Raw genomic sequence first — 24,970 nt, forward strand, 5'->3', positions numbered from 1 at the left:
ATTACCTTTCTCTAGAAGGCCTATGGGGAGAATTGGTAAGTATTTTGTACCGCAGGGAAAAAATCCTTCATAGGATCTCGTCTCCCCTGTGAGAGGCGGCAGGGAGAAAGGAATTTCAGGAGCCGCAAAGAATTGTACAGAACACTCTGGAGGATTTTATGACACGGGCAAAGAGCGCCCCCCGAGAGCACTTCTCTCTCAAGATGCGGGATGCCGAGATCGTGATAGTAAACGGCGATGAGTATGCCTGTGCCCTCAGGTATGCCCCCGGTGAGACACCGGTAGTGCTGCTCAAGGGCAGGAAGGCTGCAGCGAAGGATATTATCTGGTCCGCCCAGGAACTGGAAGTCCCCATCGTTGAGATGACGTCCTTCGATGAAGAGTATTATTCCGGGCTCACCCCCGATGAGGTGATTCCCGAGAGCCTTTTCAAGCCCGTATCACAGGCGATGGCCTTTCTTTACCGGACCAAGGCGTCGCCTCATCTGCTCCGTTTTGTAAAGACTCTCAGGAAGAGGCCCGGCATCCTCACGACAAGCACTGAGGAGCTCGTGGAGCGTTACAGCTCCTTTCTCGAGGTGTCGCTCGTGAGCCTTGAACTGGGCAAGGGCCTCTATGGAGAAGTGGAGATCCTCAGGGAGCCCCTTGACACCTTCAGGCAGAGGATCGCCCTTGAGATAGGCCTTGTGATTCCCGAGATAAGGGCCCATTACAACTCAAAGCTCGGTGCACTCCATTACAGTCTGCGCCTGAGGGATGTCCCCGTCTATGAGGGCAACGTGGAAGGCACCCTGGAGCCCAATGAGTACGTCCATCAGATCATAAACAGGCTGCGCACCCTCATTGTGAGACAGTCCTGGCAGCTCCTGGGCTATATTGAGGTGAATGCTCTCCTCGAGAGGATGAAGAAATACAATCCCCTTCTCTTCAGGGATCTTTTCCCCGAGTATTTTTCCGTGCCTTCACTGCGCTTTGTGCTGCGGAACCTTCTCAAGGAAGGCATATCCATAAGGGATTTGTCGAAAATCTGTGAGGTTATCAAGGAAAATCTCCATATTACCCGGGATCCCGACGTTATCACCGAATTTGTCCGTGCCGCCTTTGCTCCCTATCTCTGCCACAAGTACAAGAACAGCGAGGGGGGCCTCGAGGTGCTTCTTCTTTCGCCTGAGATGGAGAAGATGATAGGGGGCTCCGTGAAGGAGGCTTCCCATGTGAGATGGCTTGATCTCGAGCCTGAGAACGGTTACAGGCTTCTCACCTCCCTGGGAGATGAGCTCAAGAAGGCCCAGAGCATAGGCCTTGATCCCGTGCTTCTGGTGACGCCTGGACTGAGACGCTTCATCAAGAGGCTTCTTGAGAACTCTTTTCCCGACCTTCCGGTGATTTCTTACAATGAGATAGTTCCCTTTGCTGATGTCCGCTCGGTGGGGGTAGTCGGTTAATACACAGGCCTTAAGAACCCCCGGTTGATCCACGAGGAGCTGATAATGAGAATTAAAAACAGGAAATCTGGCGAGACTTCCATCTATCTCCCCAGTGATGCCAATAAGGATATGGGCATCTTCTTTGTCTTTGTGGGAGTTGTTGTCGTTCCTCCCGCGTACTGGCTCCTTTTCTGGTACAGGCAGCTCCAGTTCACAAGCTGGGAGCCGAGCATCTTCATCGGGAGCATCTTTGTGCTCGTGGGCCTCTACCTCATAATCTTCTCAAGAAAAGAGATCCTCGTGGCGAAAGATCATATCAAGATCATTGACGGCCTTTTCAAAAAGTCTTTTACCATAACGTGGAAAAATCCCCCCCGGGTAAAGCTCAAGTATGATGAGGAAGAGCGCAAGGGAAAGACGATGGAATTCTGGGAGACCTCCCTTGTGGACGGCAAACTGGAATACACCATTGAGCGGCGCCCTCTCCAGCTCCTTGAGGCACGGGCCCTGGGCGAGCGCGTGGCCCGCATCCTGGAGTGCGATTTCATCGAAAAGGACGATGACGGCAAGGAGACCGTCTTCGCTGCCGCCGACCTTGACCTCCCCTTCCGGGACCGCGTGATGAAATACCCCTCTCTCATGAAGAATCCCGTGGAGGCCCCGAAGAAAACCAATCTCTCCATCAAGGAGAGGAACAAGTCTCTCGTGGTAAAATGGGGCATTGACTCCACGGGAATCCTGGTGGACATAGTGGTATGCACGGCGATGGTCTTTCTTTTCACCATGCTCTCCCTCCAGGAGGGGAGCCTCTCGTTCTACCAGCAGTGCGCCAAGAGGGGGGATTTCATAGTCTACTATATCGCTTCCGGTCTTGTGCTGCTTCTGATCCTTGCCGTGCTGGGATACCGCGCCAACATGCTCCTCAGTGTCCACGGCGCCGCGTTCTTTGTCACCATCTGGTGGATTCCCCTCAGGAGAAAGCATATATCGATGGACAAGATAGAGGAAATCCGCCTCACTCCCAGCATGAGGGGGCCAAGGATACAGATTGTCTCTGACAGGGAGCTCATCTCCTTCAAGCTCTCTGACAGGGCGGCGGCCCGGTGGCTTTCCTACAAGATGCAGCAGTATATGCTCGCCGACATTCAGGGAGCGCAGGCGTCGCCGTAAGGCCTATGAATATCACCATATCGGAAGGTTCCGGTTTCTGCTTCGGCGTGAGGAGGGCCCTCAGGCTCGCTCATGAGACCATAGAGAGAGCCCATGGAGCCGGCAGCCTTCCCGTCTATTCTCTGGGTCCCCTTGTCCACAACCGCGTGGTGAGCCACGACCTTGCCTCCCGGGGGGTGGTGCAGCTTGACAGGCTCTCAGAGGTGCCGAGGGGATTTCTCCTTGTCAGGTCTCATGGCATTGCCCCGGCAGTGAGAGAGGAGGCCCGGGCAATGGGCTTTTCCCTTGTGGATGCCACGTGCCCTCTTGTGAAAAAAATCCACCGCATCGTCGAGAGGCTCAAGACCGAAGGCTTCCCCGTCGTGGTGGTGGGCCACCGGGAGCATCCCGAGGTGGAGGCCATCATGGGCCATTGCGGCAGCCGCTGTTGCGTGGTGCACGCAGATGCCGACGTGGCGGGCCTTCCTCCATGGAGAAGGGCGGGGGTGGTGGTGCAGACCACCATGGAGCACGGGCACTTTCTTGCCCTGGTACCGAAGCTTCTCGGGAAAATGCTTGAGTGCAGGATACACAACACCATCTGCTTTGAGACTGAGCGCCGGCAGCACCGCACCGGTGAGCTTGCCCGGCATGTCGAGGCCATGGTCGTCGTCGGGGGAAGGGAGAGCTCCAACACGGCGAAGCTTGTCGCCATCTCCCGGAGGGCGGGAAAGCCCGCTTACCTTGTCGAGGGGCCTGACGAGCTGAGAGCGGAGTGGTTCCGGGGCTTGAAGGAGATAGGTATTACGGCCGGCGCCTCGACGTCCCGGGAGCATCTTGAGGCCGTTGCGGGGGAGTTGTTGCGCATGGGGAACAAGGAGGTACGATGAAGGAAGTCGATATCACGAGCGTTCCGGAGAGCGAAGAGGAGCCGCCGGAGAAGACGCCGACACTGGCATCGCTCGCCGTGGCAGCAAGGAACATGGCGAAAAGGCTCCCTCTTTACTCACCACGGGAGCTCTTTGTCGCCCTTGAGAAGCGGGGTTACCGGGGGCAGGTGAAGGGAAGGAAATCACTCTGCCTCATGGCTTACCGCCACCTCAAGAAGGTGAGACGGGTTCTGGAGGAGGGTGAAAAGAATCCTCCCTATGAAAACCTGAATACACTCCTCATAGGCCCTACAGGCTCAGGCAAGACCTTCCTGATCGAGCAGCTTTTCAGGGAGGTCATCAAGGTGCCTACCGTTATCGTTGACATCACCAACTACTCGGAGACGGGCTATGTGGGCGATGACGTGAAAACAGTCCTCACGCGCCTCATCTACGAGGCGAAGGGGAATATTTACTGGGCCGGCGCAGGGATAGTGTGCCTTGACGAGTTCGACAAGCTCGCGTCGGCCCAGAGCAACGTGCGCTTCGAAGGCCAGGGCACCTCGAAGGACGTGACAGGCTTTGGCGTACAGAAGGAGCTTCTCAGAATGCTGGAGGGGGGCGAGATCATGGTTCCCCTTGATTACGGTTTCTCCCAGTACGGCTCCAAGGTGAAGTTCTCATGCCGGAACCTCTCTTTTGTCGCAAGTGGCGCCTTTTCCGGCTTCAAGGCTCTGGCGGAGACCAGGGGCCGCGATGGGAAGATGGGGTTCCGCTGGACGCCCAAGAAGAAGTTCCATGAGAAGATCGCCGTTGAGTACGACGAGGAGGACGTTGAAGACATAGAGAATTTCCAGGTCTACGGCTTTCTCCCCGAGCTCCTGGGCCGTTTCACCAGGATTGTCATCTTTGATCCCTTATGCGAGGAGACTCTCAAGGACATCCTGAAGAGCGGCACCCTCTCCCGCTTTGAAAGAGAGTTCACCAGCGAAGGCCTCACCCTCTCTGTCGATGAGTCCGTGCTTGACTTCATTGTGAAGGAGAGCATCAAGCGGCAGACAGGGGCGAGAGGACTGGGGACCGTCCTCACCGGCTTCATCGAGGATGCGGCATACCGCACCTTTGCAGGCGGCCGCGAGGCCCGCGTGGCCATCGCCATGGAGCACAAGAAGGTGAGGGTCACCGTGGACCCTCCCGTCGAGGGGCCCATCCCCGGCTGTGAAGAGGAGATCAGGAGTTAGGCGCTTCCCCGGCCTCATCATGCTACTGGGAGATCATCTTGCGGTAGCTTCCGTACTGCTTTATCTTGAAGAGGGTGAGCTCTCCGTGGGTGAACATCTCCCAGGCCACCTCAAGCATCCTTATGAGGTTGCAGAACTTCGCGAAGCTGAAGAGGGGGCCCGGGTGAGACCTCAGCCACGAGGAGTGCGAGAGCCACCTTATCAGGGAGCGGGGAATGAAATTCTTGGAGACAAGAAGGTAAAGGGAGAGCCAGAAAACTTCCTCCTTCGGGCGGGGATAATCCATGCTCACCCGGAACTGGCGCCATGACTTGGTAGCAAAGCCTTCCACATCCTCCTCCCTGATGATCCCCTTGGCGAGAAGCTCCTCGGTGAGCTTGGTGCCGGGGAAATAGTTGAGGGAGTAAAGGTAGAGCTTGTAAGGCCTCGGAATCACAAGGAGGAACTCCAGCATCTCTCGCTTGTCCTCCTCGGTGGCAAAGGGGTTGTCAATGATGGCGTCGTACACCACCTCTATCTTAAGCTCCCTGTTGAGCTCGCCGAAGCGGAGAATCTGCGCGTTGCCGGGCGTCCTGTTGAAGATCTCCCTTGTCTCCCTCTTGGAGCCGCTCTCGATGCCCACCTGGATCTTTACAAGCCCGGCCGATTTCAGGCTCTCCAGGATGTCCCTCTTGAGAAGGTGGGGATTCAGCAGGCACTCGAGGGGTACGGCTATCTTCTCGCGGTACTCCTTGCAGAACTCGTCTATCCATACATGGTCGAGGGCAAAGGCCGTGTCATCGTCAAGCTTGACACGCTTGAGGCGCGGGAAGCGCTTTTTTACCTCGAGGAGCTCGCCGATGAGGTATGGCACGCTCTTGTGGCGGTAATATTTTCCCTTCCCCTTGTAGATCCTCCTCAGTATGCTGTTATAGCAGTAACTGCAGTTGTAGGGGCATCCCCTCGTGGCGTAGATGCGGTACTCGGCGCCGCGGAGAGTGGGCTCGCCGGAGGTGACCCTGCCCTCATCGACAAGATATTTTCCCTCGTCGTCAATGTCGGGATAGGGAAGCCTGTCCAGGTCCTCCACAAGGGGCCTCATGGAATTTTTCACGATCTGCCCCTCGCGCCGGAACCAGAGGTTCTCAATGGCGGTGATATCCTCACCCTTCTCCATCTTCTCCACGAGCTCCACGATGGCATCGTCGCCCTCGCCGATGCAGATCATGTCGGCCGTCTCAAGGCATTTCTCGGGGGCCGACGTGGCATGGATGCCTCCCCATATGACGGGGATGGCGAGCTCCCGCTTCACCCTCTCGGTGAGGGACTTGGCGATGGAATACATGGGGGAGATGAAGGAGAGGCCGAGGAGGTCTGCCCCGAGGTCCTTCACAAGCTTGAGATAGAGGTCGAACTCGCTCTCGGGGGGAAAAGTGACGTTGTTGTTGCGCCATTCGCGGAAGAAGACGATGAAAACCTTATGGCCCGCTTTTCTGAGGGCTGCCGAAAGATAGCGGATCCCCGCGTTCTCAGCGCCGTAGAAGGTGGTGAGGACCGTTGTGAACTCTTTACCCATGGGCCACCTCCCCGCGGCTGCCCTTCGCCGTTCCATTCACCCTTCCCCGGCCCCTTCCCTGCATTACGAGGGCCTCCAAAAAGCTCGATGCCTCGGTGAAGACAAGGGACACCTCGCTCCAGCAGGGCCTCAGGCACCCCGGGCACGCGGCTATGGTCTTCCGGCATGCCTTGAAGTACTCTTCCGACTTGAAAAGCTCAAGGACCTCGTCGCTGTCGGCAGCGATTTCCATGGGCTCTTCTTTGTAGCCCTTGAACCGGTGGCAGAGAGAGAAGAAGCCCTCAGGGCTCACGGAGAAGTAAAGCATGCCCGCCAGGCAGCGCCACCGGGGCTTCTCGCCGAGGAGGTACCTCCTCGAGCGTTCGAGGAATGCCGTGCTGTTGAAGATGTGCTTCCCCTTCCTTTTCATGGCAATGAGCATCCTGTAAGTTTCTTTGATGGTCTCGTGGTCGTCGGGCGAGAAGTTGAGGTCCTGCTGAGCCTCGGAGCAGCTCAGGGCCTCGCCGCCGTAATGGTGCACCTCCAGGGGCACGAAGGAGCAGTAAAAGCCATATTTTTCCGCCAGGCCCACGAAAGCGGGGATCTCGCCGATATTGAGCTTCGAGACGACGGTGTTGATTATCCCCAGGCCGCCTGTGCGGGCGAAGTGCTTCCCGAAGAAGTCCAGGGACTCGCTGGCCCGCTCCCATGCGTCGTCCCTGTTGCAGATATAGGCCTGCATTTTGGCGTCGCTCGTGTCAAGTGAGATGGACACGTGGCGCAGGCCCGTGGCGAGGACCTCGTCGAGGAGCTTCCTGTCGGTGATGATGCCGTTGGAGAGGAGCCTCACCGTGATGCCCTCGTCCATGAAGGCCTTGATTATCATGGGGAGGTCATCGCGCATGAAAGGCTCGCCGCCGCCCAGGGAGATGAACGAGACGCCCAGGGAGCCGAAGTTTCTGGCCATCTTCCTGATGCGCTCGAGGGGAAGCTCCAGAGAGCGCTTCGCCGTCTTCCAGAGGCCGCACATGCGGCATGTGAGGTTGCAGCGGTGCGTGACGCCATAGTGGACATAGACGGGAGTCCGCTTGAAGAGGAGGGCTTTCGTAAGTGGCACTGGTCTCATCGCTACCCCCGGGAGCAGATAATGCCCACACCGGCCCTGAGCTTGCGCATGAGGTCCGGGAGGCTTTTCACGTCGCGGAGCTTCTTCATCATCTGCCCCGGCCTGAAGTAGAACTTCTTGTAGGCAATGTCCACGAGACGGTAAAGCTCCTCCCCCGTCATGAACTCCGTCCACACTTCCGGCACGAAGCCTTCCTCGGGGGAGGTCACGAAGCGCTCCCACGACTCCTTTTTAAGGATGCCCCGGGCTATCCCCTCGTCGTAGAGGGCGGTGCCGGGATAGGGAGTGAGGACGCCGAAAAGGCAGTAGTCAGGGTCAAGCGAGCAGGCGAAGCTGATGGTTTTCATCACGTCCTTCGGCGATTTTTCGTGGGGCGAGCCTATCATGAAATAGGCCACGGTGGTGATCTTCTTTTTCCGGAGCATGGCGAAGACGGCCCTGATCTCCTCGACGGTGATGCCCTTTCCCAGGGCCTTGAGGCCCTCGTCGGTGCCCGTCTCGACGCCGAGCTGTATCCTTGTGCAGCCTGCGGCGATGAGGCTGTCTGTGAGCTCCTCGGAGATGAGGTTGATGCGGGCCCTCACGTTCCAGCTTATCCTGATACGGCGCTTCACAATCTCCGCGCAGAGGTCCAGGGCCCTTTTCCGGTCTACGTTGAAGGTGTCATCGACAAAGTAGATCTCCCTGATGCCCAGCTTCTCGCATTGCTCCATCTCGTCGGCCACGTCTGCCGCCGAGCGCGCCCTGAAGGTGGAGCGCCCCGGCGTGGAGCAGAAGGTGCAGCGATAAGGGCAGCCGCGGCTTGAGACCAGGCTTGTGGCCGTCACCTCGTGGCCTATCACGTAGTAGTATTTCCTGTAATCGATCACGTCGCGCCGCGGGTGCGGGAGGCTGTCGAGGTCCTCGATGGCGCGGGGCGGCCCCGTGTTCACCACTTTCCCGTCGCGTCTGTGGAGGATGCCGGGTATTTTATCCAGGGGCTCTCCCTTTTCATGGGCGGCCACCACGTCGGCAAAGGATTTCTCTCCCTCGCCGACGACGACACCGTCAACGTCCTTGAAGGTCATGGAGGCTTCGGGAAAGGCCGAGGCGTGGGCTCCTCCCCACCAGACCTTGGCCTCGGGGAAGTGTGCCTTCACGAGGGCGCTCACCTTGAGCATGTCGATGAGGTTGTGGGTGTGGCCCGAGATGCCGGCGATGTCGGGTTTTTCTTCCTTTATGCGCTCCTCGATCTTCTCGTATGTGAGGCTGTCGCCCGGGGAGTCGATGATGGTGACCTTGTGGCCCCCGAGGCTTGAAAGGGCGGCCTCGAGGTAGAGGAGGCCCAGGGGCGGGAGGCTCGCCACTTCCTCGCCCACGCGGTGGGGCACCTCGGAGTAAATCCTGTGATCATTGGGGGGATTGATGAGAAGGATGTTCATCGATGCCTCACAGGGGGATCTCGGGCTCATGGACGAGCCTGTCGATGGAGAGCTTCTCGAGCTCCCCGGGGAGCTTCTCGTTCACGAAGAACTGGGAGTTCCCCGCGAGGGTCACCGTGACGGGCATGTCCTTGTGGGAGAGGCTGAAGTGGAGCTTCTGGCATTCCCTCCCGCAGGGAAAGATGGCCCTCAGGGACTCGGTGCGGTTCGTGCAGGAGTTCGACAGGCACAGGCGCGTCGTGGTGATATAGCCGTAAGGATAGTAAATCGATGCCGGCAGCTCGTTTTCCCGCTCGATGCCGTGGAGGAGGTTGTCAAGCTCGATGCGCCGGAAGCCCATCTTCTTGAGAAACTCCACCGTGACGGGCACGTCGGAGGTGGAGCGGCGGAAGTGATCCACCATCGTGGCGGGGACCTTGTCCAGGATCCTCAGGATCTGGGGCCCCCTCTTCTGCTTCGAGAGGAGTCTCCCCAGAAGGTACGGGTGCTTTGTGCCGAGGCTCCTGAGCTTTCTTAAGAATCCCCAGTCATTGATGACTATCTCGAAATCACCCAGGAGCCCCTCGAGAGCCTCGGCGAGGGCCACCCACCGGGGGAACTGCTCCTCCGTGAGGTAGGGCGTCACGAGGGTGAAGGCCATGGAGGCCTTCCCTGCGTGGTCCACGGCCTCCTTGAGAGCGTCTTTGGAGGGGATGAGGCGGTCGCAGAATTCCTGGCCGAAATAGAGCCTCCCGTACCCGTTTTTTGCGAGGGCGAGGCTCTCCGGCCTCACAACAAACACCGCTTTTTCCATTACGTCGTCACCTTCTCCCTTTGTGAGCCCGTCCTGGGGTAGTAGCACCAGTCAAGGCAGTTTGAGCCGATGACTTTTCTGTAATGCTCGCGGCAGAACTTCTCGTAATCTCCCTGTGACGGCCTTTTCTCCACCAGGTGATCCAGGCAGCCCCTCAGGAACCTCACATCGCGCTCCTTTTTCCAGAGCGGGTTTTCACGGCCCACGATCTTCACCGACACGACGCCGGCACGGTGGAAGCGGTACAGGTCGCAGGCACCGCAGGGATCAAGGCCCGAGTAAACGTTGAAGGTGGACTCGAGCCACTTTATCGCCGCCTCTTCCTCCTCCTTATTCCCGCTTCCCTTCGCTATCGCAATGTCGTAGTTGAGAAGGCACGCCGAGTCGGGGCTTCCCCCCAGGGCCCTTGTAAACTTTACGGCCATCTGCGGCGTAAGGGCACGGAGTGACTTGAAAAAAGCCTGATCGATGCCGAACTTCTTGGGGAGCTGCCAGCTCCCCTTGTGGAGAATCTCGTTTGTGCCATGCTGGTAAGTGCAGAAGCCGTCGATGTTCTTGCATCCCGCGTTGAAGATGAAGGCTTCCACCTCCATGAAGTCGATTGTCTTCGCAAGGTGCACGATCTCGTCGGCGGTATGGTGGCGTGGAAGCACGATGCGCTCGGCCCCGAACTCCTCGTGGTAGAAGCGGGCCGTCTCGCTGTTGAAAGTCGTCCCCCCCGTGGAGATATGGATCTCCGTGGGCCACTTCATCTCCTTCAGGGTGAGCAGGAGCCCCAGGTCGGCAACGATGAGGGCGTCAAGGGGAACAGCCCTTATACGGTCCAGATGCTCGAGGAGCTGCTCATACTGGGGCTTCGTGTAAAGGGCGTTAAGGGCGAGGAAGACGCGGGCCTTGTGCTCATGGGCTATCCTCACCACCTCTTCCAGGTCTTCATAGCTTTCTATGTTTGACGATGACCATTCCCTCCTGTTGATGGAGGCGATGTTGGTGTACTTCTTTCTCCAGTCCGACGCAAGGACGCCCACGTAGAGCTCTTCGGCCCCGGCCTCGATGAGAGGGAGAATCTCAGCGGGACCCCGGGCAGGCGAAAGGATCTTCATGCTTTTCCCTCCTTCTCAAGTGCCTCTTGGTACCAGATTTTCTCGCGCTTGATGTTGGCCCTTGAACCCGACTCCTCATAGCCCACGTCGATTGAGAGCTCGCCCTTGCCGCAGTGCTCGGCGATTGCCTTGTCGAAGATATAGGGATCGCAGGCGGTGATGAACCCCAGGATGAGAACCTTCGTGGGGAGCTTGGAGAGATCGAAGCCCACCAAGAGGCGTATCTTGAGGATCAGAAACTCCAGGAAGAGCCCTATGGAGTGGCTGTTGAGCATTGAAAGGCCCAGGCCGAGAAACCAGAAGAGCCTCCCGAGACCGTTGCTCCTGGGGATCCCGGCAAGCCTGTCAAGGTGCTTTTCCACCCTGTCCCAGTTGAACATCTTCTCGATGGGGAGGTAGCCCTTTTTAGTTCTCACCAGGATATAATGCTGGACGTAGAGGCACTTTCTGACACCCATCAGCGAGAGGAGGGCGAAGTAGAGCTTCTGGAACTGGAAGACCCCCTTCCTGGTGATGAGACCTCCTGACTTTTCTTCCACTATATCAATGACCTCGTCAGGCGTGAGGCAGTGGTCATGGGCTGTCTCGCGGGCATAGCCCAGGGAGCGGAGCCCCAGGAAGAAGAGCTCCCGCACGTAGGGCTTGTCCCGGAAGAAGTCCAGCATTTTCTTGATCTCATCTTCATTCACCTTCGGCACCACCACCATGACGAGATCGGTGGCAAGGTTGTATTTCTGGAGGTTATCCAGGACTTTCAGCTTGTTCTCCGTGAGCTTCGCTCCCCTGATCTTCATGTAGGCCTCGTCGGAGAAGCCGTCCATCTGCAGGTGGACCTCGTCGCAGCCGGCCTCGGAGAGCATTTTGCAGTAGCTCTCATCGGCAAGCTTGATGCCGTTGGTATGGAGGGCCGCGATATGACCCCTTTTTTTGATGGCCTTGATGATGTCGGGGAGATCGTCGCGCACAGTGGGCTCAGCCGAGATAAGGTCGATTTTGAGCTTCCGCTTCTGGTCCATGAATTTCTCGAGGTCCTCGAGAGAATACTCCGAACGCTCGTTCATGTTGGCGCTTGCAAGGCAGATAGGGCATTTCAGGTTACAGCGCTCGGTGAGGCGCACGAGAAAATCCCTCTGGGGCAGGCGCTCCTTCATCACGGAGAAATAGTAGCGGTCAAGCTCCCCATGGTACCAGGGATGGGCCGAGAGCTTCACCTCCGTCATGCCGTGGGAAGGGCACCTCTTGACGAGGAATACCCCTTCATCTCTTGATACCAGAGTAGCCGGTACTTCATCGATGCAGGTGGGGCACACGCTCTGTGTCTCCCTGAGCACGGTATCATTTCCCATAGTGAGCTCCTTCTCAGGCCTTTATCTTTCCATGGGCGGCTTTCAGGCTTTTCGCGATATGATCGATAATTCCTTCGGTCATCGAGGGATAGAGGGGAAGGTGAAGCTGCCTCGTGGCGGCTCCCTCGGCCACAGGGCACTCGCGCCTGAAGGAGGAAAGCTCCGGGAGCAGGAAACAGGCCTTGAGATACCCGGGCGACGTGTCCACGCCGAGCTTGAGGAGCTCGGCAGCAAGCGCCCCCCTGTTTTCGCACTTGATGACAAAGCTCAGGAAGATATGGAAAGCCTTTTCAGGGATGACGGGAAGGGTGATTCCCCCGAGATCCCCGAGCTTCTCGATGAGGAGCTTCCCCCACCTGTGGCGCGCCTCGTTCTTCCTGTCAAGATCTTTGAGCTGCGAGAGGCCGAGCCTCCCCTGGAGGTCCGAGCACAGGAGCTTTTCAATTGAAGGCTTCTCCATCGAGACATGCTCTTCAAAGGCTTCATGGAGCGGGTCTTTTCCTCCCTTTGCAAAGAGCCTCAGGAAGGGATAAAGGGTGAGGCTGAAGATGAAGGGCTCGGTGCCGCATTTGAAAGCCATCGCCTTGATAAGGGGGGCGAGCATTTTCGCTCCTGGCGACCTTGCGGCCAGGGAGGCCCTGAGCTTCTCCGCAAGGCCCGGGTCGGAGGTGGCTATCATGCCTCCTCCCATGGTGGTGAAGTTCTTGGTGAGGGAAAAGCTGAAATAGCTCGCGTCGCCCAGTGAGCCCACGGTTTTCTCGCCGTAGCGGGCACCGCAGCCCTGGGCGCAGTCCTCGATGACCTTGAGGCCAGAGGACCTTGCCTTTTCGAGGAGGGTGTCCATGGGACAGGGGCAGCCGTAGAGGTGGGTGGGAACTATTGCCGAGGCCTCCCTGAGGGCTTCATCAGGGATGGCTTCTGGATTCATGTTGAACGTGCGGTCATCAACATCGACGAAACAGGGTACAAGGCCGCAGGCCCTCGCCATGGCAGGCACCGAGGCATGGGTCCATGCGGGGATGATGATCTTTGACCCCTCGGGGAGCCCCATGCTCTTTATGATGAGAAAAAGCCCCAGGCGCGCCGAGGGCACGAAAAAGGCGTGCTTTGCGCCGATGTAGGTCGCAAAGGCTTTTTCAAGCTCCTCTATGGGCCCCATGGTATGCCCCGCCGAGGGGAGCCCCGAGAGCATCATGAAAAGCTCGCCGGTGGAAAGGGCCAGGGAAAACCTGGGAATCACCGCCATAGGCTTCTCCTTTACGGTTTTTTCTCACCGAGGAACCTGTCGGTGACCTCGAAGACATTCTCGATGGAATGATCCATGTTATTATACCAGAAAAGCCCTGTTCTTCCAAAAAGGGTGAGGTTTTTAAAGGGGGCCAGAGTTTCCTTTGCTTTTGCCAGGTGCTCCTGGTAGTCAACGCGGTACACGGGGTAAGCGGCGGGAATGGGCTCTATATGCACAGCCTGGACCTCATCGCGACTGCCGATCATCTTCACCTTCACAAGGTCCGAAATGACGCGGTCTTTGAACTTTTCAGGGTCTCTCCAGACCTCGTTTCCCTCGCTCGCCGTGACCTCGACACAGAGCCCTCCCTTCCCCCGGGGCGCCGTGTCAGGCGAGAAGAGGAGGGGATCGGTGACCCTTGAGAAGATGATGTCCTTGGCGCCGAAATAGCACCACTGGAAGCGGTAGCGCGGGAGCTTCCGGAGCTCCACGTTGTAGAGCATGAGGGAGAGGTACGAAAGGCTCAGGCCTTCAAGGCCCAGGAGCCCGTAAAGATCGTCAAGCCTTCCCGACCAGAAGAGGGTGTCCACTTCAAAATCCGAGCCTGCGGCCGTGACGGAGGTGACCGTTCCCCCCTCGCGTGTGATCTTGACCGGCGCTGCCGAGAGATGGACCTCGCCTCCCTTTGCCCTGATTTTCTCCCTCAGGTTGTCGCAGAAAACCTGGCACCCTTTCCTGGGATAGATGAACTTGGTCTTTTCAGGAAGAGGCAGGAGCATCGTGCGCAGGATCAGGAAAAGGCTTCCCGTGGTGATTTTCTTGCTGATGGTGGCCCGCTCCACGCCTATCTTGGCCCAGTCGGCATGGGTCTCATGGCCTGCGATACCTATGAATTTCTGTGTGTAGTCACGGAAGAAGGTGCTATAGAGAGTTTTTCCATATTTCCTGAGAACATAGTCCTCGAAGCTCTGCTCCTCGCCCGGGGGATGGGCGGCAAACTCCTTGGCAAAGATGTCGATAAAGGCCTGCACCGCCACGAGGGGAGGAAGGAGAAACACGCTCTTGAGCCTCAGGGGCCAGAGATGGTACTGGCTGAGAAAGTGCACGCCCGAGCGGCGGTCTATGGTCAGGTAGTCGTCGTCCAGCGTGTCGGTGATGAAGCGCAGAACCCGGTCATTGGTCGTGAAAAAGCGGTGGGGGCCGATATCGAAGATGAAGTCGCCGTAGGTGAAGGTCCGCGCCAGTCCCCCCGTGTCCCTCTCCTTCTCGAGGATCACCACGGGGAAGCCCGCCTCGGCAAGTATGTGCCCGCAGGAGAGCCCCGCCACGCCGCCGCCTACTATCACTATCTTTTTCATAGTCTTTTCATCTTCTTTCCTGGCATCTTTTGGGGATCAAGAGAGGGCTGCCTGTTCCTTCTGCGGTTCTTCGTCGATCTCTGCCAGGGGGGGAGGGCACTCCTTGGCGCCGTGGCATGCAATGGTTCCGTGGAAGTAATAGGCTGCCCCAATCATGGCGGAAGCGAACTTCCCTGCATAGCTTAAAATCGAAAGGGAGAAGATCCCTTCCAATGGAACGTCAAGCGGCCTGAACACGGCGAGGAAGCAGGCTTCCTGGACGCCGATGCCGGCGATGGAGATGGGGATCTGCGAGATGATGAGGATGAAAGGCACGGTGAAGTAATAGACCTGGAGAGGAACGGTGAGGGAAAGGGACTGGGCGAGGAGCTGGAAGTACCAGATAATGAGGAGGGGCTGGGGCAGGGTGATGATAAGAGCCTCTATGACGAGCCTCAGATTTTTCCTGAAATGGGGGCCGATGCGCTCCAGGCTCTCCACGATGCTTTTCAGGGCTTCAAAGCGCTTGAGCTTCCCTACAAGGCCGAAGGCGCCGAACATGACACATGAGCCAAGAATCCCGGCTCCTCCCACGATGGCGAGGATCGAGGGGAACTGCGTGTGCCTGAAATTCTCGTAGTCGATGGCAAGTCCCACCGACGCCATCAGGAGCAAGGCCATGAAGCCTGTCCAACGCTCCAGGACCACCGATATGAAGGAGGCCACGTATTCCTTGTTGTCCTTCGAGAGGTCCAATGTCCGCTTGATCTCCCCTGCGCCTGCAGGGAGGAACGTGTTGATGAAGGCACCCACCATGTAGATGCGGAAAGCTTTCCTGAAGCTCACCGTGATTCCCAGGGAGTGGGCGATCATCTGCCACTTGTAGACGTTCATGACATTTCCTGCCATGAAGATGACGAGAGCCAAGAGGACATAGGAAATTTTAGCATGAACGAGGAGCTTTATCCATTCGGTGTTCTTGAACTGCGAGATGATGAGCCACAGGAGGCCTATGCTGATGGCTATTTCTAGAACCTTGCGCCATTTCTTCAAGTTTTCCATGGGGATGATGTCGGCCTTCTGTCCTGATACTCTTACTGTATATTCAGATATACTTAACCACGACAAATGTTTCTCCTTCAGAAGGGACAGGAAATGGGAAAAATTCCCCACCTGCCTTCAGGAGGCGGCGAGCATTCCGGCAATGGCCTCCCGCGCTTCATACCGGTAGTCAAGCTTTCTCCTGTCAAGCTCTTTTGAAATCTTCTCAAGCATGGCGTAATGGCACTTCCCGGCTCCCAGTTCCCTGTAAAGGGCCATGACATGAGGAAAGTTGAAAAGGATCATGGCGCCGTAAGGGTTTCCCAGGTGATGAAGCGCAAAGGCCAGGTCCAGCCAGCTGTCAAGGTTTCCGGGATTCTTCGCGACGCTCTGGAAGAAGCACCCCGCCGCTTCGCGGTAATTCTCGCCGAGATAATGAAGGTAGCCCTCCATGGCATGGAAGAGCTCCTCGTCATAGCGCTCGCGCCATGTGCGCACCCTCATGAGGAGTCCCGGGAGGGCTCCCGGCTTTTCGAAGAGGAAATCGGCCAGGGAGTGAAAAAGGGTATCGGCGCGCATCCTCCCCTCTGCAATAAGGTTTGTCTCCCGATCCTCGAGAGGGATACCCGTGAGAGAGAAGAAAGTGCGCTGAATTTCTCTGAAATCGCTTTGCTCCATGGTGGTCTGCCCCTTTTTCTCGCCGGGAATCACAGCACTATTCTACCACGAATTGCATGAATTACCATAAATCTCAAGAGTGATTTTTCGAATATAAAAGGGCTCTTGTGGCCACGTTATTTAAACTGGATAAGAAAGGGCTTTTCAAGCGTGCTGTTCCCTTGGAGGTCGGCGAGGTGATCCTTTCCCTTGAATACCTTCACGGTCTCTCCTTCCACCACCAGGCTGTCCCCCTCCCTGAGCTGCGGAAGGTAGCTCTGGGGCGCCGTGACAAGGTCAGCAGAATAGGCTTCCTGGTAATGTAGACGGTTCCCTTTGATTACTCCCCTGAAGCCATAGATGTGCCGCTCGTAGAAGACAAGGTAAGGAAGGCGGAGGGCCTTGTCAGTGCGCCTCACAAACTCCGGCTCAAGGGCCAGGAGTGCTTTCCTGAAGGCTTCAGCCTGCCTGATGGTGGCCCGGCACCGCCATGAGCATGGCATGTGATAGATGTAGGAATAGACAGAGTCCTTGGTGAGAGGGTTGCAGAGATAGTGCGGGGGGGCCCCGCCCCTGGTGTTCCTGTGTATCTCATAGAGGAAGCTGTAGCGCTTCCAGTTGTTGTAGAACCTGAAGAATGAAATGCAGCACTCGGGATATCCCAGGTAAGAGCCGTAGCGGAGGGTGTCGGCGCGGGGCTGCTGGATGACGCGCCCCCTGATGATGAGGGGATACCACATGCCATGGAGAAGAAGCTCTTTGCGCTTTGAGAGGAACACATGGGCCTGTCCCTCTATGTCAGCCTCTACAGGGGCCCCGAAGGCCGATGTGGAGGTGATGTACTCCCTGCCGACGATAGAATCGGGGATGCGGGTTCGCGGGACCCCCACAAAAAGGGCGTCCACCCTGGCGTGAAGGCCGTAGCGCGCGCAGATCTCCAGGTAGTCCGGGAGCGCCTCACGGGGGACCCAGTCATCCATGAGGGGCTTATGGCCCAGGACTGTGGCCATGATGAGGGATATCTGCGAGCTGTTCCTCTTCACTTCCACAAACTCGCGGCAGAATTTCTCGGGCACATAAGGTGAATACATGGTGATTCCCCACTTCTCGGCCCGGGCCACCCGTTCCTCTCACCGGCGACATATGCCGCCTCCGCTCCGCCCGCGCCAGGCCATGCATTGTGTCATGACCTCTGGTGGCTCTATGTCATGTCAGGCACCTATGTCATATGTCATGGCCTGTGTCGGTCATGCACCACTGTCTTGCCGGGAAGTATGTCGCCCTGTGTCGGGCCTTCTCTCGATATGTCACTGAGGACTTCTGCTTGACGATACGATTGTTTCATGCTATGGTACCAGGCATCTTATGCCGAAATTCAAGGCACCTTATGGACAGGAAAACTCATTATATCGCTGCCGCATCGATAATAGCGGCCCTTTATGCCGCCCTTACCTTCATGATGGAGCCTCTGAGCTTCGGCCCCCTTCAGTGCAGGGTGAGCGAGGCTCTCGCGGTGCTCCCCCTGTTCACTCCTGCGGCCATACCGGGCCTTTTTACCGGGTGCCTCATCGCGAACCTCCTCGGCCCCAACGGCATGCCTGACATCGTGGCGGGCTCCCTTTTCAGCCTTCTTGCCGCAGCGGGCACATGGAGGTTCAGGAGGCACCCCTTTGCCGCGCTCCTCTTTCCAGTAGTCATCAATGCTTTCGGGGTGGCGGCAATGCTTCACCTCGTGGCGAAGGTGCCCTTCTGGCTCACCGTGATCTCCGTGGGCCTCGGCGAAGCAGTGGCAGTCTATGGAATCGGCATGATCATCTATACGGCATTGAGGAAGGCTGCCCTTTTCGAGGGAAAAGAGCAGCAGTAAGCCACCACGCAGCCGGTCAGAACCTGAAGTTGTTCCTCATGGCGTCGATGTTCGACCTCTTCTCGCCGTGCTTTCTTATGATCGTGAGAATCTCTTCGTCTGTCGGGAATCTTCTCTCGTCGAGCTTTGAGAAGATGATGCTTCCCTCAAGGTAGATTTCAAAAGCGCCGCCGGCGCTTGCCACGAGCTTGACCTCAATGTCGGAGAAGTGCTCCTTGATGAGCTCAGCCATCTTCGTGGCCTTGGCGATGAAGTTTCAAGGGACGCAGTATTCTATCTTGATCTTTATCATGTCTGACATGACGGGTCCTTTCCGAGGCCCGGGGAGGGTCTCCTGGGATAATAAGTTCCTTGTATTATTTTAGCAGGTATGGAGGAGGCGATCAAGAGGCCCCCTCCATGCAGGAAGGAGCGCTTTGCAGCACTCCTTCGAGGTGTTTTCACACGACCGGCGAGAGGATGTCCCATCCTCCCAAGCTCAGTCTTATCACCCGCCGCCCACGGAGCATTTGTCCTCGCAGCCGCCGACTTCGGGCGCCTGCTGTCCAACATCCTGTGGAGCCTGGATCGGGCTCTGGGCCTTGGTATCCTTGGGCTCCTCGATCGGAGTCCTCCAGAGCTTGGAGAGGTCGTCAGTCTCCTTCTTTTCACCTATCTTCCCGATTTCGTCCATATTGGGCACACCTCCTTTCCTGCATACTTTCCCAAGTTAATAATAGCAGATCGGGCAGAATTAGTAAAGTTTCTCCTGCTCCCCGGAGGGCTCAAGGGGGCGCCTCTTCAAAGGTTCTCACTGTTCCGGGATGCCATATCGAGGTAGCCTCCCGCAAAGTGAAGGCCCGGGAGGGAGGGTTTGTCGGCATTTCTCAAGAAATGTTAAATTATATCGCATAGAGATCTTATCCATGGCGCAGCGCGTGATACAGGCCTTTCTCGGCCTTGTCATACCGCTCCGCCGCATGAAGGGGGGATTTTTAATGGAGTGCCCATGGAGGGAAAAAAGGGGGTTTCTTTCTCTTGCTGCACTGGTTTTTCTCTTTCTTGTCCTGCTGAATGCGCAGGCTGCCGCCAAAGATATCTTCCAGGCCGTGCAGGACGGTGACCTGGCCACGGTCAAGGCGCTTCTCAGGAAGAACCCTTCGCTTGCCAGGACAAGAAATGCCGCAGGGGAGACGCCGCTCCACCGGGCTGCTGCCGGCGGCTTTGACAAGGCGATCACCTGTCTTTTATCTTCAGGGGCCGGCATCAATGAAAAAGACAGGAAAGGCAACACGCCGCTCCATTCTGCCATACCTGCCTGTTCTGACAGAGGCGTCGCTTCACCTGAGATCGCGGAGTTCCTTATAAAAAAGGGAGCTTCTCTCAATGAAAAGAATCTCGACGGCCTCACGCCTCTTCTGCTTGCTCTTGAAAAAGGAGAATTTCTCATCGCCGCGTTTCTTGTCAAATCCGGCGCTGACGTGCATACGGCAGATCGGGAAAAGAATACGCCGCTCCACCATGCGGCTGCGGCTCTTTATGATGACATAGTCATCATGCTCGTCAAGAAGGGAGCTCAGGTGAACAGCCGGAACCTTGCCGGTGACACCCCCCTTATGATGGCGGCACATAGCGGGCCCAGTGAAGTTGCCACCTTTCTTCTCTCCCATGGCGCCAGCAAAGACATATTTTCCTGCGCCGGTCTTGGCGACACGAAAACCATGGCGGTACTGCTTAAGAAAGCGCCTGATCTGGCAAGGGCCCGCGATGGATCAGGCGACACCCCTCTTCATTACGCGGCCTACGCCGGCCAGAAAAGCGCGGTGAAGCTCCTTCTCTCGCAGGGGGCTGATGTAAATGCGCAGAGCAAGAGCCTATGGACTCCCCTTCATAATGCAGCCCTCAAAGGTGACAGTGAGACGGCCTCTTTCCTTCTTGAGAAGGGAGCGAGGGTGGATATCAAGAACGCCGATGGCGAGACACCCCTCTCATTGGCAGAGATGAACGGCCACGGGGAGCTGGTGAAGCTTATGAGCGGAAGAAAATGAAGAGCCATCTGGTGCTTCCCCCCTGAAAGGAAAGAGCCTCCCGGGGAGGCTCTTTCCTTTCAGGCCTGGAGAGCCCGCTTCAGATTAGGGCATGTTGGTCGCGAGAAGCACCACGTTTGCCAGGCACCACCAGCAGGAACCTTTTCCACAACCACCGTTTCCGCCATACATCCTGGTTATCATTTTCCTTTACCTCCCTTTCCTCTTTTTCACACTTTCATTATAATCTCCCGGTATGAAGAAACGGGGAAGGCCCTGTGAAGATCCGGTGAAGACGGCCCCCTCTTTCTGAGCAGTGTTTCGCTTTTCATACTTCCATGAGGAGCAGAGGATGAAGAGGCGGAAGAAGCTCGATAATGTCCGGCAGGGCGTCCTTGAAGCCCATGGAGCCGATGGTAGTAACGCTTGACGATACTAACGCGTTATGATACCATAGAGCCATGATACTGTCTTTTCGCACCAAAGAGACCCGGAAGATTTTTGACGGCGAAGCTTCAAGAAAGATCCCCGGTGAGATTCAGGCTCTTGCAAGGAGAAAATTGAGGATGCTCAATAATTCATCGACCCTCAAGGATCTCATGGTACCGCCCTCGAACTGTCTGGAGCCTCTCAGTAAAGAGCGCAAGGGGCAGTACAGCATAAGGATAAATGAACAATGGCGTATCTGTTTTCAGTGGGCTGACGGCCATGCTTCCCTGGTGGAGATAGTGGACTATCACTGAGCAGGGTATGAAAGGAAAAGTGAGGATATGGAGAGACTTCCCAATATTCATCCCGGCGAGATTCTTGAAGAGGAGTTCCTCAGGCCTTACAGAATCTCCGCCTACCGTCTCGCAAAGGAGACAAGGCTTCCGCAGACGAGGATATCGGAGATAATAAGGAAAAAGAGAAAGATATCCGCTGATACGGCCCTGAGGCTCAGCGCCTATTTCGGCACCTCCCCCTCGTTCTGGCTTGGCCTTCAGAACGACTATGACCTGGAGGAAGAAAGGGCGCTCATCAATGACGAGCTCAAGGCCATCAGGGCCTTCGAGGGGCCGAAGGCCTCCTCTTTCTGAAATAGTCTCCGCCTCTGCCCTCCCCGGGGCGCTTCCACGAAGATTCCTGAGCGCCTGTTTCGGTAAATCCCCCTTATTCCGGTCGGGCTCTCAGCACGAAAAAATTTTTCATTCAGATCCTTTTCCGAGGAACACTCTCCGCGCCTTCAGGGGAGGGCCTTATCTCTGCGCTGGCAGGGCTTTCAGGGCCTTTTAATTAAAAAATCACCCGGCAGGCCCTTTCGGCCCTTTGCGGGGCATTCCATGATGGCCTCCAATGCCAATAAAATCAAGCATTTCTGCAGGTTACTGTTTTGACATGGATCTTTTATTCTTGTATAATTGTTATAGGATACACAAGTATCCAAACTTTCTCTGAAAATCCATGAAAGGAGTATTATTGTGAATACCGGTGTGATCCGCGAGTATCCCGGCTACGAGGCCACCATGGAGGGCGGGCAGGTCTTCAAGGCCATCCCAGGCCTCCCGCTGGTCACGTACGGCGCCGACGAGGTCCTCTCGCGCTCGAACTGCCGCCATATTTTCCGTGATCTCACGGCCGAGGTCCTGGACTGGAACCTCTGGTGCCTCTCTTCCGCCGGGATCAGGCTCGATCTCCTCATCGGTGAGGCTCTTCTCTCTATAAATGGGAAGCTTGAGAAGCTCGGCTACGTGCGGGTTTCAGACTTCGTGCGCGAGGAGCTGGGCATCTCGACCAGGAGCGGCTATGAGCTCATGCGGAATGCGAAGGCCCTTCAAAAGCTCCCTCTCATCAGGGAGGCTCTTGAGCAGGGGCTTCTGCGCAAAAGCGCGCTGCGGTATCTTTTCCAGGCCGTGACGCCCGAGACCGAGGCGGAGTGGCTCCAAAAAGCCATGCAGTCCACCATCAGAGAACTGGAGGAGGAGGTGAGGAGTTATAAATCAGGTGCCGGGGAGGCCGGTATCGATTCTTTTATCGCCGGGGATGACGATGAAGATGAGCAGAGGAGCCTCGCCGTGAACGTGCGGGTTCCTTTTTCCGTTGCTGCGAAATGGGACCGGGCGCTGGAAGTCTTCCAAAGGTGTGAGGAGGCGGAGCTCCCTTCGGAGAGCTTCATTGAGGCCCTTCTCGCCGAGTTCGCCGCTTCGGCACCCCTCGAGGGGCTCGGGGCGCAATGCCTGGAGGCCTCTCTTAATCACGGCACAGGCGCTCTCCGCAGTGGTGCCTCCGATGCTCCCGGCACCAAGGCAGCAGAGAGGCAGGAGCCTCAGAGCCATTCCGGCATCGGGGATAAAGTGCTTCTCCTTGGCGCCCTGGCGGGTGCCATCGCTTCCCTCGATGACGAGGCCTCTTTCGGCGAGCGGGAAAAAGAGCTTGCCCGGCAGGTCCACAAGGACCTCGAAGAGGTGTCGCACCTGTGGGGATTTCTTCCCTGGAAGCCCGTCACGGTGGAGCTTCCCCCGGAGTTTCAGGCCCCGGCAAGCCACAGGCTCGACGCCGATACCTCTGTCACCCCAGACAAGATACTCGTGCGCCCTCCCGCCGATCCCTTCGAGACGGTCGCCCGCCTGAGGTCGATGGCGGCGCTGCGCAACTCTCTCTCCTTCTACCAGGGCAGGCTCCTTCGGACCCTCAACAATTTCAGCCTCTATAAGGACATGCTCTTCCTCTCCCTCGGGCACTACACCAGGGAGCGCCTCGGAATGTCCCGCAGCACCGCGTATTCCTTAATCAAATTAGAAAGGAGTTATTTGGAGTATCCCGATATGCTGGACCTCGTGCAGGCGGGGAAGCTGAGCCCCGAGCAGGCGCGCCTTCTTTCCAGGGTCTTCAATGAGGGGACCCGCGTCAATGGGGCGTGGCTCTCCTACGCCCAGGAGGTTCCTGTCGCCACTCTCATGGATGCCGTCGAGGCGTTCCTCCGCTTCGCCAAAAGGGCGGTCCACAAAAAGTGGGACATAGAGCCCGAGGCCTTCGAGGTGGCCGTCACGGGGAGGTCCGTCAAGAAGGCCGACCAGGCAGATTCAAATGCCATGGAGCCCAGTGGTGATAAGGGTTTGGATGCTCCAGTCCAGATGTGCGCACACGAGTCTGGGGTCACCCATAGCGGGCTTGCTCCCGCAATCTGGCAGATTACCGCGGGCGGGGAGCACCCGGAACTCCCCGAGATTCTCTCCATCCTCTCAGGGGACCCCCACAAGGCGGGAACCTTCGGGTCAAACCCCCAGGACAGGAGTGCCCTCATACGCTTCTTCCTGAAAAGGGACCTCATCCCCCTCTGGAACCATGCCGTGAGGCTCTGGGCCGCCGGCAGGCCGGAAGCAGCCGCTGCTGGCGGGCAGGACCCCGCCCTCTTCATCGAGGCCCTCCTTGACACCTTCCTCGCCGCCTGGGACCATCCCGAAAAAAGGGATCTCCACAGCCGCGTCCTCGCCCGGGATCATTATCAGTGCCAGGCCCCGGGCTGCCGCTGCCGCCGCAATCTCCACGGCCATCATATCAGGTACCGCTCCCATGGCGGCCCCACCACCGAGGGCAATCTCATCACCCTCTGCATGGCCCACCACCTCAGGTGCCTCCACGAGGGCCACCTCATCATCAGGGGTACGGCGCCCCATGATCTCACCTTCATCTTCTCCCGCGGCAGAAGAATCACTCACCGATAAAGCTTTCTCATTTTTGTCGCCTTGTATATCAGCTTGAAAATGTCAGAGCATCCCTCTGTAAAAGGCATACAGATAATTTGTGTCAATGACTACTCGTTCTTCCATTCTTCACCGTATCTGCTCTCCATTATTGCTGCAATCAGATCTTCCTCTTTCAGGCCCCTCTCTTTCGCAAATTTTCTTGAGAAAGCCACAGCCTCCTGGAATTTCTTTTTCCGGTGCTCCTGCTCTTCTTTTGCCACAAGCTCTCGAATAAGGTCGCTGATGGTTTTTCTGTTTTCAAGTGCAAGTTCCTTGAGCAGTTCATAATCTTTTTCTGACAGTCTTATGTTGAGTTGTCTTGTGTGCGGCATGGCGTTCACCACCTTTTGTATAGCTCTGTATACATTATATACGATATATAAGATAATGGCAAGTGATGACCTGCTGATATTCTTCGTGCATGACCACGAAGAAACTTTATGTCCCATGATCGCATCTGCAGGCACAAGCGCGCCACAAAATAGTAACAATAATGCGCTTTTCTTTTACATCGGCGACATCACACTGCAACAGCATCTCTTTATACTTAAATTGCAGCAGGTGAGACGGCACTCTCTCTTGTCTCACCCCTTCGCTGATGATATAATGAAAGAGGTGGCGCTGTGGCTGGAAAAGCACGCTCCCGCGGTCTCTACCTCTTTATCGACTGGCTGCTGGCCCTGCCTGAGCCTCTTGAGATGGAGTTTGTCGAAGTAATGAAGAAACACGAGGAGGGGAAGCTTTCATGGTGAATTGGAGAGAGCATATTCATTCAGATGATGATATCCTGAGGGGCAAGCCAGTGATCAAGGGCACCAGGCTGAGCGTGGAGTTTGTGCTGGGCCTTTTTGCCCAGGGATGGACCGAGAAACAGGTGTTTGAGAACTATCCCCAGCTTACAAAAGAAAGCCTTCTTGCAGTATTCTCCTTTGCGTCAGAATGCATGAAGGATGAAAATCTTTACAGCATCTCAAGCGAGGCGGTGTGATGAGCTTCCTTGCTGATGAGAATTTCCCGCTTGCGAGTGTCATTCTTTTGAGGGAAGCGGAACATGTCAATAGATTTGAGACACTTTCTTGAAAGAAATTAGGTTTGAGATA

Annotated in this window: 26 protein-coding genes; 11 read left to right on the plus strand and 15 right to left on the minus strand. The window is 56.8% G+C overall.

What is annotated here, in order from left to right:
• The first annotated feature begins 158 nt into the window (after positions 1–158).
• The 4 genes from RDV48_28490 to RDV48_28505 are packed head-to-tail and all read left to right on the plus strand — an operon-like array spanning position 159 to position 4,686.
• Positions 159–1,445 (plus strand): FHIPEP family type III secretion protein, encoded by a 1,287-nt coding sequence (locus RDV48_28490; GenBank protein MDQ7826770.1) that lies wholly within the window; start codon positions 159–161, stop codon positions 1,443–1,445.
• A 45-nt stretch (positions 1,446–1,490) separates the two neighbouring features.
• Positions 1,491–2,597 carry a hypothetical protein gene (locus tag RDV48_28495; protein MDQ7826771.1) on the plus strand — a complete coding sequence of 369 codons (1,107 nt, stop codon included), beginning with the start codon at positions 1,491–1,493 and terminating at the stop codon, positions 2,595–2,597.
• Positions 2,598–2,602: 5 nt separating this feature from the next.
• Positions 2,603–3,466, plus strand: a complete 864-nt coding sequence (gene ispH, locus RDV48_28500; protein MDQ7826772.1) for a 4-hydroxy-3-methylbut-2-enyl diphosphate reductase — start codon at positions 2,603–2,605, stop codon at positions 3,464–3,466.
• Positions 3,463–4,686: an AAA family ATPase gene (locus RDV48_28505; GenBank protein ID MDQ7826773.1), complete on the plus strand. Its 1,224-nt coding sequence runs from the start codon at positions 3,463–3,465 to the stop codon at positions 4,684–4,686. Before ispH ends, RDV48_28505 begins: the two co-directional genes overlap by 4 nt.
• A gap of 22 nt (positions 4,687–4,708) precedes the next feature.
• On the opposite strand, the gene RDV48_28510 is transcribed toward RDV48_28505, so the two are convergent.
• The 11 genes from RDV48_28510 to RDV48_28560 form a co-directional block, all read right to left on the minus strand.
• Positions 4,709–6,241, minus strand: coding sequence for a radical SAM protein (locus tag RDV48_28510; protein ID MDQ7826774.1), 1,533 nt, complete (start codon positions 6,239–6,241; stop codon positions 4,709–4,711).
• Positions 6,234–7,346, minus strand: a complete 1,113-nt coding sequence (locus tag RDV48_28515; protein ID MDQ7826775.1) for a radical SAM protein — start codon at positions 7,344–7,346, stop codon at positions 6,234–6,236. The genes RDV48_28510 and RDV48_28515 overlap by 8 nt, the downstream gene beginning before the upstream one ends.
• A gap of 2 nt (positions 7,347–7,348) precedes the next feature.
• Positions 7,349–8,767, minus strand: a complete 1,419-nt coding sequence (locus RDV48_28520) for a radical SAM protein (protein MDQ7826776.1) — start codon at positions 8,765–8,767, stop codon at positions 7,349–7,351.
• A gap of 7 nt (positions 8,768–8,774) precedes the next feature.
• Positions 8,775–9,560, minus strand: a complete 786-nt coding sequence (locus tag RDV48_28525; protein ID MDQ7826777.1) for a hypothetical protein — start codon at positions 9,558–9,560, stop codon at positions 8,775–8,777.
• Entirely contained in the window at positions 9,560–10,663 is a 1,104-nt protein-coding gene (locus tag RDV48_28530) for a U32 family peptidase (GenBank protein MDQ7826778.1), read from the minus strand. The genes RDV48_28525 and RDV48_28530 overlap by 1 nt, the downstream gene beginning before the upstream one ends.
• On the minus strand, positions 10,660–12,009 hold the full coding sequence (locus RDV48_28535; GenBank protein ID MDQ7826779.1) for a radical SAM protein: 1,350 nt from the start codon (positions 12,007–12,009) through the stop codon (positions 10,660–10,662). The genes RDV48_28530 and RDV48_28535 overlap by 4 nt, the downstream gene beginning before the upstream one ends.
• 13 nt (positions 12,010–12,022) lie before the next feature.
• Positions 12,023–13,255: a DegT/DnrJ/EryC1/StrS family aminotransferase gene (locus RDV48_28540; protein MDQ7826780.1), complete on the minus strand. Its 1,233-nt coding sequence runs from the start codon at positions 13,253–13,255 to the stop codon at positions 12,023–12,025.
• Between the two features lie 11 nt (positions 13,256–13,266).
• Entirely contained in the window at positions 13,267–14,595 is a 1,329-nt protein-coding gene (locus RDV48_28545) for an FAD-dependent oxidoreductase (protein MDQ7826781.1), read from the minus strand.
• A gap of 36 nt (positions 14,596–14,631) precedes the next feature.
• A complete protein-coding gene (locus RDV48_28550; protein MDQ7826782.1) occupies positions 14,632–15,702 on the minus strand; it encodes a lysylphosphatidylglycerol synthase transmembrane domain-containing protein in 1,071 nt (356 codons plus the stop codon).
• A 51-nt stretch (positions 15,703–15,753) separates the two neighbouring features.
• The gene (locus RDV48_28555; protein ID MDQ7826783.1) at positions 15,754–16,293 is read right to left on the minus strand and encodes a hypothetical protein; all 540 of its coding nucleotides are present in this window, start codon (positions 16,291–16,293) and stop codon (positions 15,754–15,756) included.
• A 116-nt stretch (positions 16,294–16,409) separates the two neighbouring features.
• Positions 16,410–17,363 carry a hypothetical protein gene (locus tag RDV48_28560; protein MDQ7826784.1) on the minus strand — a complete coding sequence of 318 codons (954 nt, stop codon included), beginning with the start codon at positions 17,361–17,363 and terminating at the stop codon, positions 16,410–16,412.
• Between the two features lie 296 nt (positions 17,364–17,659).
• Between RDV48_28560 and RDV48_28565 the strand changes: the two genes are divergently transcribed.
• Positions 17,660–18,139, plus strand: a complete 480-nt coding sequence (locus RDV48_28565; GenBank protein ID MDQ7826785.1) for a QueT transporter family protein — start codon at positions 17,660–17,662, stop codon at positions 18,137–18,139.
• A 16-nt stretch (positions 18,140–18,155) separates the two neighbouring features.
• On the opposite strand, the gene RDV48_28570 is transcribed toward RDV48_28565, so the two are convergent.
• The gene (locus tag RDV48_28570; GenBank protein MDQ7826786.1) at positions 18,156–18,389 is read right to left on the minus strand and encodes an Rdx family protein; all 234 of its coding nucleotides are present in this window, start codon (positions 18,387–18,389) and stop codon (positions 18,156–18,158) included.
• A 237-nt stretch (positions 18,390–18,626) separates the two neighbouring features.
• Entirely contained in the window at positions 18,627–18,812 is a 186-nt protein-coding gene (locus RDV48_28575; GenBank protein MDQ7826787.1) for a hypothetical protein, read from the minus strand.
• 232 nt (positions 18,813–19,044) lie between these two features.
• On the opposite strand from RDV48_28575, the gene RDV48_28580 reads away from it, so the two are divergent.
• Positions 19,045–20,166: an ankyrin repeat domain-containing protein gene (locus RDV48_28580; GenBank protein ID MDQ7826788.1), complete on the plus strand. Its 1,122-nt coding sequence runs from the start codon at positions 19,045–19,047 to the stop codon at positions 20,164–20,166.
• Between the two features lie 307 nt (positions 20,167–20,473).
• On the opposite strand, the gene RDV48_28585 is transcribed toward RDV48_28580, so the two are convergent.
• The gene (locus RDV48_28585) at positions 20,474–20,608 is read right to left on the minus strand and encodes a hypothetical protein (protein MDQ7826789.1); all 135 of its coding nucleotides are present in this window, start codon (positions 20,606–20,608) and stop codon (positions 20,474–20,476) included.
• Between RDV48_28585 and RDV48_28590 the strand changes: the two genes are divergently transcribed.
• The 3 genes from RDV48_28590 (at position 20,607) to RDV48_28600 (ending at position 23,849) form a co-directional block, all read left to right on the plus strand.
• Positions 20,607–20,888 carry a type II toxin-antitoxin system RelE/ParE family toxin gene (locus RDV48_28590; protein MDQ7826790.1) on the plus strand — a complete coding sequence of 94 codons (282 nt, stop codon included), beginning with the start codon at positions 20,607–20,609 and terminating at the stop codon, positions 20,886–20,888. The two genes, RDV48_28585 and RDV48_28590, sit on opposite strands and share 2 nt — an antisense overlap.
• A 27-nt stretch (positions 20,889–20,915) precedes the next feature.
• Positions 20,916–21,224 carry a HigA family addiction module antitoxin gene (locus RDV48_28595; protein MDQ7826791.1) on the plus strand — a complete coding sequence of 103 codons (309 nt, stop codon included), beginning with the start codon at positions 20,916–20,918 and terminating at the stop codon, positions 21,222–21,224.
• A gap of 381 nt (positions 21,225–21,605) precedes the next feature.
• Entirely contained in the window at positions 21,606–23,849 is a 2,244-nt protein-coding gene (locus RDV48_28600; protein ID MDQ7826792.1) for an HNH endonuclease signature motif containing protein, read from the plus strand.
• 89 nt (positions 23,850–23,938) lie between these two features.
• Here RDV48_28600 and RDV48_28605 read toward each other — a convergent pair whose 3' ends face one another.
• A complete protein-coding gene (locus RDV48_28605; protein MDQ7826793.1) occupies positions 23,939–24,202 on the minus strand; it encodes a ribbon-helix-helix protein, CopG family in 264 nt (87 codons plus the stop codon).
• Between the two features lie 291 nt (positions 24,203–24,493).
• On the opposite strand from RDV48_28605, the gene RDV48_28610 reads away from it, so the two are divergent.
• Complete coding sequence (locus RDV48_28610; GenBank protein ID MDQ7826794.1) at positions 24,494–24,622, plus strand: hypothetical protein; 129 nt, start codon at positions 24,494–24,496, stop codon at positions 24,620–24,622.
• Positions 24,619–24,858 carry a DUF433 domain-containing protein gene (locus RDV48_28615; protein ID MDQ7826795.1) on the plus strand — a complete coding sequence of 80 codons (240 nt, stop codon included), beginning with the start codon at positions 24,619–24,621 and terminating at the stop codon, positions 24,856–24,858. Before RDV48_28610 ends, RDV48_28615 begins: the two co-directional genes overlap by 4 nt.
• Positions 24,859–24,970: the final 112 nt, after the last annotated feature.

The organism is Candidatus Eremiobacterota bacterium (assembly GCA_031082125.1).
Taxonomy (GTDB): domain Bacteria; phylum Vulcanimicrobiota; class CADAWZ01; order CADAWZ01; family Ess09-12; genus Ess09-12.

Coding starts and splice junctions, on each gene's coding strand:
- RDV48_28605 (MDQ7826793.1), bottom strand. CDS start 24,202: ATGCCGCACACAAGACAACTCAACATAAGACTGTCAGAAAAAGATTAT.
- RDV48_28560 (MDQ7826784.1), bottom strand. CDS start 17,363: ATGTATTCACCTTATGTGCCCGAGAAATTCTGCCGCGAGTTTGTGGAA.
- RDV48_28515 (MDQ7826775.1), bottom strand. CDS start 7,346: ATGAGACCAGTGCCACTTACGAAAGCCCTCCTCTTCAAGCGGACTCCC.
- RDV48_28565 (MDQ7826785.1), top strand. CDS start 17,660: ATGGACAGGAAAACTCATTATATCGCTGCCGCATCGATAATAGCGGCC.
- RDV48_28595 (MDQ7826791.1), top strand. CDS start 20,916: ATGGAGAGACTTCCCAATATTCATCCCGGCGAGATTCTTGAAGAGGAG.
- RDV48_28510 (MDQ7826774.1), bottom strand. CDS start 6,241: ATGGGTAAAGAGTTCACAACGGTCCTCACCACCTTCTACGGCGCTGAG.
- RDV48_28585 (MDQ7826789.1), bottom strand. CDS start 20,608: ATGGCTCTATGGTATCATAACGCGTTAGTATCGTCAAGCGTTACTACC.
- RDV48_28525 (MDQ7826777.1), bottom strand. CDS start 9,560: ATGGAAAAAGCGGTGTTTGTTGTGAGGCCGGAGAGCCTCGCCCTCGCA.
- RDV48_28590 (MDQ7826790.1), top strand. CDS start 20,607: ATGATACTGTCTTTTCGCACCAAAGAGACCCGGAAGATTTTTGACGGC.
- RDV48_28530 (MDQ7826778.1), bottom strand. CDS start 10,663: ATGAAGATCCTTTCGCCTGCCCGGGGTCCCGCTGAGATTCTCCCTCTC.
- ispH (MDQ7826772.1), top strand. CDS start 2,603: ATGAATATCACCATATCGGAAGGTTCCGGTTTCTGCTTCGGCGTGAGG.
- RDV48_28505 (MDQ7826773.1), top strand. CDS start 3,463: ATGAAGGAAGTCGATATCACGAGCGTTCCGGAGAGCGAAGAGGAGCCG.
- RDV48_28575 (MDQ7826787.1), bottom strand. CDS start 18,812: ATGGACGAAATCGGGAAGATAGGTGAAAAGAAGGAGACTGACGACCTC.
- RDV48_28490 (MDQ7826770.1), top strand. CDS start 159: ATGACACGGGCAAAGAGCGCCCCCCGAGAGCACTTCTCTCTCAAGATG.
- RDV48_28545 (MDQ7826781.1), bottom strand. CDS start 14,595: ATGAAAAAGATAGTGATAGTAGGCGGCGGCGTGGCGGGGCTCTCCTGC.
- RDV48_28580 (MDQ7826788.1), top strand. CDS start 19,045: ATGGCGCAGCGCGTGATACAGGCCTTTCTCGGCCTTGTCATACCGCTC.
- RDV48_28520 (MDQ7826776.1), bottom strand. CDS start 8,767: ATGAACATCCTTCTCATCAATCCCCCCAATGATCACAGGATTTACTCC.
- RDV48_28535 (MDQ7826779.1), bottom strand. CDS start 12,009: ATGGGAAATGATACCGTGCTCAGGGAGACACAGAGCGTGTGCCCCACC.
- RDV48_28555 (MDQ7826783.1), bottom strand. CDS start 16,293: ATGGAGCAAAGCGATTTCAGAGAAATTCAGCGCACTTTCTTCTCTCTC.
- RDV48_28495 (MDQ7826771.1), top strand. CDS start 1,491: ATGAGAATTAAAAACAGGAAATCTGGCGAGACTTCCATCTATCTCCCC.
- RDV48_28540 (MDQ7826780.1), bottom strand. CDS start 13,255: ATGGCGGTGATTCCCAGGTTTTCCCTGGCCCTTTCCACCGGCGAGCTT.